The organism is Geobacillus sp. GHH01 (assembly GCF_000336445.1).
GTDB lineage: Bacteria > Bacillota > Bacilli > Bacillales > Anoxybacillaceae > Geobacillus > Geobacillus zalihae.
Genome location: NC_020210.1, coordinates 3,521,281 through 3,533,764, shown reverse-complemented (window position 1 = coordinate 3,533,764; position 12,484 = coordinate 3,521,281). Strand labels below are relative to the sequence as shown.

Here is a 12,484-nt window from a genome sequence, read left to right as displayed (position 1 = left end):
TTGCTTTTTCGGTATGCGCAGGCCTCGCTCCCTTCCTAATTCCAAGGAGGGGAGTTGCGGAAAAAGACAAGGACGAGGCCTTGTCTATTGTTCGCCGTAGCGGCGGTACGCGCCGTGATGCGTCGGCCCGACGTATTCGTTGAGCGGGAACGAGTGGCGGATGGCGGCGGTGATGAACGCTTTTGCCGTCGCAATGGCGTCTTTCACCGGCCGGCCTTTCGCCAGTTCGGCGGCAATGGCGGCCGAGAACGTGCAGCCGGCGCCATGCGTATACGTCGTGTCGATCCGTTCCGATTCAAGCAGTTCGAACGTTTGGCCGTCATAAAGGACGTCAACCGCATAGTCGTGCGGAATTTTCCGTCCGCCTTTGACGATCACATATTGAGCTCCGAGCTCATGAATGCGCCCGGCCGCCTCTTTCATGTCCTCAACCGTTTCAATGCGCGGCAGGCCGGCTAGCTGCGCCGCCTCAAACAAGTTCGGCGTCACGACCGTTGCTTTTGGTACAAGCGTTTCCCGGTAGCACACTGTATTTTCCGGATGGAGCGGCTCGTCCGCCCCTTTGCACACCATAACCGGGTCGATGACGGCGTTTTTCAATCCATGTTTTTCAATGGTGCGCGCCGCTAATTCAATGATATCCGTCGTTGGAAGCATCCCCGTTTTGAGAGCATCAACGCCAACGCCGACGATGATCGTCTCAAGCTGAGCTTCGATCGTCGCCAAGTCCACCGGAAACACTTGATGCGCCCAACGGTTGTGCGGATCCATGGCGACGATTGTCGTGATTGCCGTCATCCCGTAGACACCGAGTTCTTGGAATGTTTTCAAATCCGCCTGCAGCCCGGCGCCGCCGCTGCTGTCTGACCCGGCGATCGTTAACGCTTTTGGCATCGTCATCGTCATCACTCCTTTGTTCTACAAGATTATATCATGAAGCCGCCCTCAAGGACGAAATAGTTGTTCTACATCAACAGAAAAACCGTCAAGCGCGCGCGAATAGGCCATGCCGGTTTCTTTCCAGACGCCGGCTTGTTCATATTGTCCGTCGTCATTGAGCGAGTAGATTTGCACAACAGAGTGCATAGGGTTCACGATCCAATATTCACCGACTCCGTATTGCATATACAAGTTCAATTTGAACACGAGATCATACGCCTGGTTGGAAGGACTTAAAATTTCAATGATCAACGTTGGGACGCCGACAAATTTGCTGTCCGTTAATCCGCTTCGATCGCAGATCACGGTTAAATCAGGGACGACAATTTTCTTGCCTTCGATTCGTTCGTTCTTTAGTTCGATATCAAAAGGGGCATGAAACACTTCACACGGCTTTCCTTCTAAAAAATGGAACAGTTGGACGTACAGCCGTCCCGATAGGCGTTGGTGCTGGGTCGAAGGGGAGGGAGACATCAACACAGCGCCATCAATATATTCTAAAATACGATCGGTTGTTTCCCGCATGCGATAAAATTCTTCAAGCGATACCGCCTGTTTTCCCGGAACGTTCACGAAATCACCTTCTTTCCCGCTTTCTATTTTCATTATACACGGCCTGCTTTGCTGAACGAAAATGATTTGGCATAACGCAACAGGGGGCATACTCCCACCGCCTGCGCTCACTTGCCGAAATGGCGGCCTTGTCGGGTTAGGACGATAAAAAAAGCCGCCCGCTATGAGTGGGCGGTCATGGGAATGGACAATGATGAACAGGCGGCCGGCAGCGCGCGTTGTCGGCCGCGTCCATCACGGTTAGTTGGCGGCCAACGTTTTCCCGAGCGCTTCGCGGGCCGGGACGTAGCGATAGCCGAGGTCGCGGGCGACGGCTTCGTACGTGATTTCGCCGTTGGCGACGTTGACGCCAAGCTCGAGCGCCGGGTTGTCCGTAATGGCTTGGATGACGCCTTTGTTGGCGATTTGCAAGGCGTATGGCATCGTGACGTTCGTCAAGGCGATCGTCGAGGTGCGCGGAACGGCTCCAGGCATGTTGGCGACCGCATAATGGACGACGCCGTGTTTGACGTACGTCGGGTCGTCATGTGTCGTGACGTGGTCGCTCGTCTCGACGATGCCCCCTTGGTCGATGGCGACATCGACGATGACCGAACCCGGTTTCATCGCTTTCACCATGTCCTCGGTGACGAGCTTCGGCGCCCGCGCTCCCGGGATGAGGACGGCGCCGATGACAAGGTCGGCCTCTGCGACCGCTTCGGCGATGTTCATCGGGTTGGACATGAGCGTCGTAATTTGGTTGCCGAAAATGTCGTCAAGCTCGCGCAGGCGATCCGCGTTCAAGTCGATGATCGTGACATCTGCCCCGAGGCCGACCGCGACTTTCGCTGCGTTCGTGCCGACGACCCCACCGCCGATGATGACTACTTTGCCGCGGGCGACGCCTGGGACGCCGCCAAGCAAGATGCCTTTGCCGCCGTACGGTTTTTCTAAAAATTGCGCCCCGATTTGCGCCGCCATCCGCCCGGCGACTTCGCTCATCGGCGTCAACAGCGGCAGCGTGCGGCCGACTTGCACCGTCTCATAGGCAATGGCGATGACGCCGCTTTCTTTTAAGGCGCGCGTCAACTCCGGGTCGGCGGCCAAATGCAAATAGGTGAACAAAATGAGACCTGGGCGGAAATAGCCGTATTCGCTTGGCAGCGGCTCTTTCACTTTCATCACCATATCGGCTTGCGCCCACACATCTTCCGCTCGCTCGATGATTTGTGCTCCGGCACGGGCGTAATCGCTGTCGCTGAAACCGCTTCCAACCCCTGCCTCTTTCTCAATCAGAACCGTATGTCCAGCCTGAACGAATGACAAAACGCCAGCCGGCGTAATGGCGACACGGTTTTCGTTATTTTTGATTTCCTTTGGCACTCCAATAATCATGGATATCGTTCCTCCTCGTCAGAAGTGGCCTTACTTATAGTATAAAAGAGACGGAACGGGCCGGGCATTGTTCAAAAAAGAGAAAGAAGCGCCCGGTTTTTGTGGATTTCCACAAATTCAACCGCGCGCTTCGTATTTCGCTAATTTAATATCAATGTATAATTTGATTTTTTGATTCATGTCATTGAGATCAAGCTCGGCGATGTCGGCAATCCGCTTGAGCCGATAAGCAAGCGTGTTCGGGTGAACGTTGAGGACGTCGGCGGTTTCTTGCGCGTTTTCGTTATGGTCAAAAAACGTTTCAAACGTTTTGACCAAGTCGCTGTGGTGTTTCTGGTCGTACGATTGCAGCTTCGTTAACGCTGGGTTGGTCCATTCTCCTTGCCGCTTTTGTTCAAGCAAAAAATCAAAAAATTGGTAAATGCCAAGCTGGGCATAGCCGTAAACCGACTTGATTTCATCGCCGAGCTTTTCTTTCAGCGCCAGGACGGCGAGCGCTTCGCGGTAGCTTTTTTCAATGAGGCGATAGGCGCCGTACACGCCGCCAAACCCGCACTGCACATCGTGGATGTGAAATCGTTCTTTCATTTTGGCGGCGAACGACTCGATGAATGCATTCAGCTCTTTGAGCGGCTGGTCGGTTTTGGGCGCCGCCAGCAAAATCACATCGCGGCCGTCAGTCGTATAAAGAAGGAGCGGGAGTTGCTGGGTTGTTTGCAATAAGTAGGAAATTTGCCGCTCCATTTCGGCGATCAAATCGGCGGCAAAGCGGAAGACGACAACGGCAAACTGCGGTGCGGTCGGGATTTGCATGGCAGCGAGATGGGCGCGAATCTCGTCTTCGGCCGCGATATGGCTCGTCAGCAACTTCCAAAACAGCTCCTGCACCCGCTCTTCTTTTTTGTTTTTGCGCATATACAGCTGCAACACTTTGTTTTTCGCTGCCTTGGCGGCGAGCTTGAGCCATTCCATCTCCTCAGGCGACAGCGTCCGGTTCGTTTCCAGCACCCAGATGAAACCGATCACCTCATCGTTTTTCCAGATCGACACAGCGACGCGGCTGCCGAGGCCGACGTCATGAATCGGCGGCACGCGCACCGGCTCGCGGCTTTTGAGCAGCGCCGGGATGGCGCCTTGTTTCCATAAGCTGTTGATCACTTTTTCCGGGACGCGCCGGCTGATGATCGTCGCCGTCCGCGCCGGATCGGTGTAATCGTCATGGGCGCTGTAGGCGATGAGCCGATGGTTCGCATCTTCGATCGTCACCGGGCATTTCAGCACGTCGCTGACGCGGTCGGCAAACTCTTCAAGGCTGTCAAATTCGCCGCGGAACGGGTCGGTATAGTGAGACATATTTGTTTCCCCCGCATCGTCCATAGGATTGTAGTTTGATTTTACCACAAATAAGGGTTGCCATTGTGTATTCTATAACGGAGAGGGTTCGGTGCGCTTTCTGTCGAATTAGGGAAAGGAAATGATTCATCAAGGAGGAGACTGTTGTGAAAAAATGGGAAATCGCCGTCATTCCTGGCGACGGCATCGGCAAGGAAGTTGTGCCCGCGGCGTTGGATGTGTTAAAAACGGTTGCGGATGTCCATGGAGGGATTTCCTTTTCTTTCACTGAATTTCCATGGAGTTGCGACTATTATATGGAGCATGGAAAAATGATGCCGGATGATGGGCTGGAGACGCTGCGGAACTTTGACGCCATTTTCCTTGGAGCGGTCGGCAATCCGAAGTTTGTCCCTGATCATATTTCATTATGGGGATTGCTTCTGAAAATCCGCCGCGAATTTGAACAAGTGATTAACATTCGCCCGGCGAAATATTTCCGCGGCTTATCCTCGCCTCTGACCGAGCCGCGCGACTTTGATTTCATCGTCGTCCGCGAAAACAGCGAGGGGGAATATAGCGAAGTCGGCGGGCGCATTCATCGCGGTGAGGATGAAATCGCCATTCAAAACGCTGTCTTTACCCGCAAAGGGACGGAGCGGGCGATGCGTTATGCGTTCGAGCTGGCGCGGAAGCGGAAACGGCATGTGACGAGCGCGACGAAATCGAACGGCATTTTCCATACGATGCCGTTTTGGGATGAAGTGTTCGCCGACGTCAAGCGCGACTACCCGGATGTCGCGACCGCGTCGTACCATATTGATGCATTGGCCGCCTTTTTCGTGACAAGGCCGCATACGTTTGACGTCGTTGTCGCGAGCAACTTGTTTGGCGACATTTTGACGGACCTTGGCGGCGCTATTATGGGCAGCATCGGCATCGCCCCGGCGGCGAACATCAACGTCAACGGCAAGTACCCGTCCATGTTTGAGCCGGTGCACGGCTCGGCGCCGGACATTTACGGCAAAGGCATCGCCAACCCGATCGGGCAAATTTGGACGGCGAAACTGATGCTTGACCATTTCGGCGAAGAAGAGCTCGGCGCCCTTTTGTTGCAAACGATCGAGGATGTCACCGCTGACGGCATCAAAACGCCGGATCTCGGCGGCACGGCGACGACAAAGGAAGTGACGGAAGAAATTTGCCGGCGGCTGCGCAAACGCGGCTGATGAAGACCGATTGGGTCGGCGCGGTTGGCACTGTCCTTCCGTTTCGGTATACTGAATGTCAGACAAACCGAATAGAAAGGATGACGCCCGTTGTTCAAAAAATGGTTTGGCAAGCAGCAGCTGAAAGAGGAGACGATCACCGCGCCGCTTGACGGAACGATTGTGCCGCTTGAAGACGTGCCGGATCCGGTGTTTGCGCAAAACATGATGGGCGATGGCATCGCCATCGACCCGGCGGATGGGGATGTCGTCGCTCCGGTGGACGGGGAAATCGTCCAACTCTTTCCGACGAAGCATGCTATCGGCTTGCGTTCGGAAGCGGGTGTGGAGCTGCTCATCCATGTCGGCATCGACACCGTGTCGATGAACGGGGAAGGGTTTACCGCCTATGTCAAAGCCGGCGACCGAGTGAAACGGGGCGATCGGCTTCTTTCTGTCGACTTGCCGCTTGTGCGCGAGAAAGCGAAAAGCGCGGTGACGCCGATCATCATCACGAATGGTGATGCGCTTGAAAGTTTGGAGAAAAAAGCAGGGACATCGGCAGCAAAAGGCGAGACGGTCTTATTTCATGTCAAAATGAAATAAGGGCGGCAGGGAGGACATATGGCGTTTCGCATCCATAAGATTTTAAACAACAACGCCGTTGTCGTGCTCGACGAAGGCAAAGAGAAAATTGTCATGGGCCCGGGGATTGCGTTTCAAAAGCGGAAAAACGATCTCATCCCCCCGGGCCGCATTGAGAAAATTTTCGTCATGGAAGAAGAAAATGAGAAGTTCCAGCAATTGCTTCGCACGTTGCCAGAAGAACATATCGATATTGCCGAAGAAATTATCAGCTATGCGGAAGGCAAACTGCAAGCGCCGCTCAGCGACCATATTCATATTGCGCTGACTGACCATTTGTCGTTTGCCATCGAGCGGTTGAAGCAAGGTTACCGCATTCAAAACAAATTGCTCAATGAAATTAAAGTGCTATATAAGGCGGAGTATGAAATCGGGCTATGGGCGAAACAGTTGATCAAAGAGCGGCTTGGCATCGAGATTCCCGATGACGAGGCGGCCCATATCGCCCTTCATATTCATACGGCGAAACTCGATGCCGCCAGCATGAACAAAACGATGCGCGAGACGACGCTCATTCATGAACTCGTTGACCTTATCCAAACGGAGCTCGGCATATCGATCGATAAGGAAAGCATTTCATACCAGCGGCTGCTCACTCATTTGCGCTTTGCCTTAAGCCGCATCGAAAACGGGGAGCCGATTCATTCGATGGATGAGGAGATGCTTGCGCTCATTCAGACAAAATATGCAAGGGAATGGGCGTGTACACAAAAAGCGGCAACCTATGCAGAAAAGGAATATGGCATCCGTTTTCCGGAGGAGGAACTCGCCTATATCGTCCTCCATATCCAACGGTTGCGAAAGCGTTGACAAAAACAGCAAGTTGCCGTATAATGCAAAACAGACAACGAAATATTGCGGGATTGTAACTGCTTCGAGCAGGCAAGACCTAAAACGTATGAAGGGAACGGCAAGTGAGTCATGCCGCTAGATCGCCCTTTGTATGTTTTAGGTCTTTTTTGTTTTTCATTTCACCATCATTCAGAAGGAGAGGAGTTCACCGATGAATTATGAACACATTGCTAAACAACTCATCCCGCTCCTTGGCGGGAAAGAAAACATCATTAGCGTAACTCATTGCGCGACACGGCTTCGCCTCGTCTTAAAAGATGACAAAAAGGCCGAGGCGAAAGACATTGAAAACATTGAAGGGGTTAAAGGGGCGTTTTCCAGCTCCGGACAGTTTCAAATTATTTTTGGCACCGGCGTGGTGAATAAAGTGTATGAAGCGTTTGCCCGGGAAGCAGGGGTACAGCAAGGTGATGCTGATGCCCATCAAGAAGCCATCAAGCAAAAAATGAATCCGCTCGCCCGCTTTGCGAAGACGTTGTCAAACATTTTTGTCCCAATCATCCCAGCCATTGTCGCGAGCGGTTTGTTAATGGGTTTGCTTGGGATGATGAAGGCGTTCAAATGGGTGGCGGCAGACAGCCCGCTGTATATTTTGCTTGATATGTTTTCGAGTGCGGCGTTTATTATTTTGCCGATTTTAATCGGCTTTAGCGCGGCGAAAGAATTTGGCGGCACGCCGTTTTTAGGGGCGGTCATCGGCGGTATTATGACTCACCCGGCGCTATTAAACCCGTGGGGATTGGCCGAGGCCAAGCCAAACTATATGCATTTTCTTGGCTTTGATATCGCTATGGTCGGGTATCAAGGGACGGTCGTGCCGATTTTGCTGGCGACGTATGTGATGAGCAAAGTGGAGCGTGGATTGCGCAGAGTTGTTCCCCATGCGGTCAGTTTGCTTGTTGTTCCTTTTGTGACCGTCATTTTGACGGGATTTATTACGATTTTGGCCATTGGTCCGCTCGGCAATTTGCTTGGCGATGGGATTACGACGGTGTTGAACTTTGTTTACCATTATGGCGGTGCGTTAGCCGGCCTTATCTTCGGCGGATTGTACTCGATGATCGTCATTACCGGTGTGCATCATAGCTTTCATGCCATTGAAGCGAACTTGTTGGCGAAACTTGGGGTCAACTATTTACTGCCAATTTGGTCGATGGCCAACGTCGCCCAAGGCGGCGCCGGTTTGGCTGTATTTGTCAAATCGAAGCGGACAAAAACAAAAGAGATTGCGTTGCCGGCGGCCTTGTCAGCTTTTTTAGGCATTACCGAGCCAGTCATTTTCGGGGTGAACTTAAAATACCGGAAGCCGTTTATCGCTGCGGCCATTGGCGGCGCGCTCGGCGGAGCGTACGTCGTATTTACGAATGTAGTGGCTAATGCCTACGGGTTGACCGGCATCCCGATGATCGCCATCGTTGCGCCGGAAGGGCTCACGAACTTAATGCACTACTTAATCGGTTTTGCCATTGCCGTCGTTTCAGCGTTTGTGGCGACATGGCTCTTGAAGTTTCGCGAAGAGGAAGAGTGAGGGGCGTGTGGATGAAATCCGAACGCGAACAGAAACTTATTGAACAAGCATACGCTGAAGTCGAAAAATATGAGACTCTTGTCAATCGCGACCGGTATCGGCTTCGCTACCATCTCATGCCTCCTGTCGGGTTGATGAACGACCCAAACGGGCTGATCGACTGGAACGGAACGTATCACGTCTTCTACCAATGGATGCCGTTTCGCACCGGCCATGGCGCCAAGTTCTGGGGGCATTATACATCCCCAGACTTGGTTCATTGGCAAGCAGCGCCGATTGCGTTAGCGCCAAGCGAATGGTATGACAAAGATGGCTGCTATTCCGGCAGTGCGATTAGTTGCGATGGAAAGCTCGTGCTGTTTTACACTGGCAATGTGAAAGATGAACAAGGAAACCGCCAAACGTACCAATGCATGGCCGTATCGGAAGATGGCATTCATTTTACAAAAAAAGGCGTCGTCATTACACTTCCGGACGGATATACGGCCCATTTCCGCGACCCGAAAGTATGGCGGTATCAGGGCCATTGGTATATGATCTTGGGGGCGCAAAGCGAAAGCGGCGATGGAAAAGCGGTGCTGTTTCGTTCCGCTGATCTTTGTCATTGGGAGCATCTTGGCCCAATTGCTGGCGGCAACATGAACGGGCTTGGTCCGTTTGGCTATATGTGGGAATGCCCAGACTTGTTTCCATTAGATGGGCAAGACGTGCTCATTGTCTGCCCGCAAGGATTAAAACCGGACGGCATGCGCTACCAAAACGTCTACCAGTCAGGTTATTTTGTCGGCCGCTTCGACTACGAACGGGCCGAATTCCTTCACGGGACGTTTGAGGAGCTTGACCGCGGCTTTGAATTTTACGCTCCGCAAACGATGCTTGACCGACGCGGACGAAGAATTTTAATCGGTTGGATGGGCGTGCCGGACCAGGATGAAGACCGTCAGCCGACAGTGAGCCACCGCTGGGTGCACGCGCTCACCTTGCCGCGCGAACTTCGCCTCACTGGCGGCAAGCTGAGACAGACGCCAGTGGAAGAGCTGAAACAGTTGCGCAAACAAAAAGTAGCATATCCAAGCGCCACTGTGGTGAATGAGCTGAGGTCATGGCCGGGACTCGAGGGAGATGCGATCGAACTTCGCCTCGACAATATCGAACTGTTCGGAAGCATGATGGAAATTTACTTTCGCCATGCGGCTCGCCTTGTTTACAATAGTGACGAAGGGGTATTGACGCTTGAACGGAAAAGCTTTGTGAACGGGCTGACGGAGAAGCGGCAATGTCGATTGCCACGTCTTCGTTCGCTTCATGTTTTCCTTGATACGTCATCGATCGAACTGTTCGTCAATGATGGCGAAGAGACGTTCACTGCGCGGTTTTTTCCGCATCTGGACGACCGAACGATTTTATTTGGAACTCATGGACATCTTCATATGGACATCGAGAAATGGGAATTATAAGACGGGTTGGCACGAGCAAAGCTGCCGAGAGCAATCGCTTTTCGGCGGCTTTTTTATTACTGTTGCGGTTCATTTTGTGAGAAAATGAGCAATACGGGATTGAATTTACTTCCGTCCCCCTCTATAATGAACAGTAGACGATGTCTTTACATCGATAATGACAGGAGGATACACATGAACCAAACCGCGATTTCCCAGCGCAAGCTGTTAGGCATTGCCGGTCTCGGTTGGCTGTTTGACGCGATGGATGTCGGCATGTTGTCGTTTTTGATGGCGGCCTTGCAAAAAGACTGGAATTTGACGGCCAGCCAAGTCGGCTGGATCGGCAGCGTCAACTCGATCGGCATGGCGGTCGGAGCGCTCGTGTTCGGGCTGCTCGCCGACCGGATCGGCCGGAAAAATGTTTTCATTGTCACATTGTTATTATTCTCGATCGGCAGCGGGCTGTCGGCGCTGACGACGACGTTGGCGGCGTTTTTGGCGCTCCGCTTTTTGATCGGCATGGGGCTTGGCGGCGAGCTGCCGGTCGCGTCAACGCTCGTTTCGGAGGCGGTGCCGGCTGCCGACCGCGGCCGGGTTGTCGTGCTGCTTGAGAGCTTTTGGGCGGGCGGCTGGTTGCTGGCAGCGCTCATCTCGTATTTCGTCATACCAGTTTACGGATGGCGGACGGCGTTATGGCTGGCGGCGATTCCAGCGCTGTATGCGATCTATTTGCGCCTCCGCCTGCCCGATTCGCCGCGGTTTGCGGCCGCGCAAAAAGAGGAGACGGTGTGGAGCAATATCGTCAAAGTATGGTCCGCTCCCCATCGGAAAGAGACGGTCATGCTTTGGCTGCTTTGGTTTTGCGTCGTCTTTTCGTATTACGGCATGTTTTTATGGCTGCCGAGCGTCATGGTGATGAAAGGGTTTAGTTTAATTAAAAGCTTTGAATATGTGCTCATCATGACGCTGGCGCAATTGCCCGGCTATTTCAGCGCCGCATGGCTGATCGAGCGGGCGGGGCGGAAATTTGTCTTGGTCACGTATTTGCTTGGCACCGCATTGAGCGCCTACTTTTTCGGCACGGCCGAGTCGCTCGTTGGGCTGATGGCATCCGGCATTTTCTTGTCGTTTTTCAACCTCGGCGCTTGGGGAGCGCTGTATGCGTATACGCCGGAGCAGTATCCGACGTCGATTCGTGCGACCGGCGCCGGCATGGCGGCGGCGTTTGGCCGCATTGGCGGCATTTTTGGCCCACTGTTGGTCGGCTCGCTTGTCGCCCAAGGGGTGTCGGTGACGGCCATTTTCACGCTGTTTTGTCTATCGGTCCTTGTCGCCGTTTTGGCGGTCGCGGTGTTGGGCAGCGAGACGAAGCAACAGGAGCTTGCATGAGTAAAATCGTTGTAAGGGACATTCTAAGGCAGATCTCTAATGAGGGGTTGCGGGCTTTGGTTCGTGGCGCTCGTTAGGGGAGGCAAGACGAAATTGACAAACAAACGGCAGGGGCGGTACCTTAAGGGTAAGCCCCTTTTTTGATTGGCCAAGCTTTTGGTGGGTGTGCGCATCGACGCCCGCGGACGCCAAGGGGAAAACCAGTGCGAGAGGCGGTGAATTGATGTTATGTCCGTCCGTGTCCGTCGTCATCCCGACGTACAATCGCCCGTATCCGCTTGCCGAGCTGCTCGAGTCGTTAAGCCGGCAGACGTACAAGCCGTTTGAGGTCATTATCGTCAACGACGGGGGTGTCCCGGTTCATGATGTCGTCGCCTTGTACCCGGAGCTTGACATCCGTCTCATCGACCGCCGCGACAACGAAGGACATGTCGCGGCCCGCAACATCGGCGTCAAGGAGGCGCGCAACGACCTCATCATGCTTTGCGACGACGACGACTTAGTGTTGCCATGCCATCTCGAGCGGATGGTCACAGCGCTTCGTGACGCTGATTTTGCCTATGCCGATGCGGAAATTGTCCAGTATCGGGTGGAAAACGATCAGCGCGTCCCATCGGCCCGTTTTTTATTTGCCTATGAGTACGATTTGGAGGCGATGCGGACGTTTTCGACGTACGTCCCGTCCGGGAGCGTGTATCGAAAATCGCTCCATGACGAGATCGGCTGCTTTGACCCGACTGTCCACCATTATTGGGATTGGGACTTCTTTTTGCGCGCCGCCTCTGTTTGTCGCGTCACGCGTGTCGCGGCGGCGACGGTCTTGTATGCGTTCAGCCCGGACGGCGACAACGTGTCGCGACATATGAGCGACAAGCGGCGGCATTACTTGCGGCGGCTTTGCGAGAAGCATGGGCTTGGGGACTTGCCGGTGAAAAACTTTTGGCTCTTGCTTGACGAGCCGGAAGTCGCGAAGCGCCGGGCGAAAAGCGAAGTCATCTGGGACGGGAAGCCGATCGTGTCGCGGTTTTGGATGCAAAAAAAGCAGGATGGCGTTGACAAAAGGTTTTGGGGTTTGCTATGATAATGGACAAAATCATATATGGATCGCGATGACGGATCAATAGTAGTTAACCCTCTCTTCCCAAGCGAGCCGGGGACGGTGGAAGCCCGGCGAAGATGGTTAATGAAACGGCAGTCCGGAGCGG

Annotated in this window: 11 protein-coding genes; 7 read left to right on the top strand and 4 right to left on the bottom strand. The window is 53.6% G+C overall.

The genetic code is table 11. The annotated features are described in order from the left end of the window. Nucleotides 1–84 precede the first annotated feature (84 nt). The 4 genes from pdxK to GHH_RS17455 all read right to left on the bottom strand — a co-directional run bounded on the left by pdxK (nucleotide 85) and on the right by GHH_RS17455 (nucleotide 4,239). Entirely contained in the window at nucleotides 85–900 is an 816-nt protein-coding gene (pdxK, locus tag GHH_RS17470; protein WP_015376106.1) for a pyridoxine/pyridoxal/pyridoxamine kinase, read from the bottom strand. 45 nt (nucleotides 901–945) lie between these two features. Then, complete coding sequence (locus GHH_RS17465) at nucleotides 946–1,545, bottom strand: Uma2 family endonuclease (RefSeq protein ID WP_015376105.1); 600 nt, start codon at nucleotides 1,543–1,545, stop codon at nucleotides 946–948. Nucleotides 1,546–1,752: 207 nt separating this feature from the next. After that, the gene (ald, locus tag GHH_RS17460; protein ID WP_015376104.1) at nucleotides 1,753–2,886 is read right to left on the bottom strand and encodes an alanine dehydrogenase; all 1,134 of its coding nucleotides are present in this window, start codon (nucleotides 2,884–2,886) and stop codon (nucleotides 1,753–1,755) included. A gap of 117 nt (nucleotides 2,887–3,003) precedes the next feature. Beyond that, nucleotides 3,004–4,239 (bottom strand): CdaR family transcriptional regulator, encoded by a 1,236-nt coding sequence (locus tag GHH_RS17455; RefSeq protein WP_015376103.1) that lies wholly within the window; start codon nucleotides 4,237–4,239, stop codon nucleotides 3,004–3,006. 146 nt (nucleotides 4,240–4,385) lie between these two features. On the opposite strand from GHH_RS17455, the gene GHH_RS17450 reads away from it, so the two are divergent. From GHH_RS17450 to GHH_RS17420, 7 genes are all read left to right on the top strand, one after another. Beyond that, complete coding sequence (locus GHH_RS17450; RefSeq protein ID WP_015376102.1) at nucleotides 4,386–5,447, top strand: tartrate dehydrogenase; 1,062 nt, start codon at nucleotides 4,386–4,388, stop codon at nucleotides 5,445–5,447. A 90-nt stretch (nucleotides 5,448–5,537) separates the two neighbouring features. Next, nucleotides 5,538–6,032, top strand: coding sequence for a PTS glucose transporter subunit IIA (locus tag GHH_RS17445; protein ID WP_015376101.1), 495 nt, complete (start codon nucleotides 5,538–5,540; stop codon nucleotides 6,030–6,032). A gap of 18 nt (nucleotides 6,033–6,050) precedes the next feature. After that, nucleotides 6,051–6,881 (top strand): PRD domain-containing protein, encoded by an 831-nt coding sequence (locus GHH_RS17440; RefSeq protein ID WP_015376100.1) that lies wholly within the window; start codon nucleotides 6,051–6,053, stop codon nucleotides 6,879–6,881. 193 nt (nucleotides 6,882–7,074) lie between these two features. Then, nucleotides 7,075–8,451 carry a PTS mannitol-specific transporter subunit EIICB gene (locus tag GHH_RS17435; protein ID WP_015376099.1) on the top strand — a complete coding sequence of 459 codons (1,377 nt, stop codon included), beginning with the start codon at nucleotides 7,075–7,077 and terminating at the stop codon, nucleotides 8,449–8,451. 11 nt (nucleotides 8,452–8,462) lie between these two features. Next, on the top strand, nucleotides 8,463–9,908 hold the full coding sequence (locus tag GHH_RS17430) for a sucrose-6-phosphate hydrolase (protein WP_015376098.1): 1,446 nt from the start codon (nucleotides 8,463–8,465) through the stop codon (nucleotides 9,906–9,908). A 174-nt stretch (nucleotides 9,909–10,082) separates the two neighbouring features. Beyond that, a complete protein-coding gene (locus GHH_RS17425; protein WP_015376097.1) occupies nucleotides 10,083–11,279 on the top strand; it encodes an MFS transporter in 1,197 nt (398 codons plus the stop codon). Between the two features lie 223 nt (nucleotides 11,280–11,502). Further along, on the top strand, nucleotides 11,503–12,360 hold the full coding sequence (locus GHH_RS17420; protein WP_015376096.1) for a glycosyltransferase family 2 protein: 858 nt from the start codon (nucleotides 11,503–11,505) through the stop codon (nucleotides 12,358–12,360). Nucleotides 12,361–12,484: the final 124 nt, after the last annotated feature.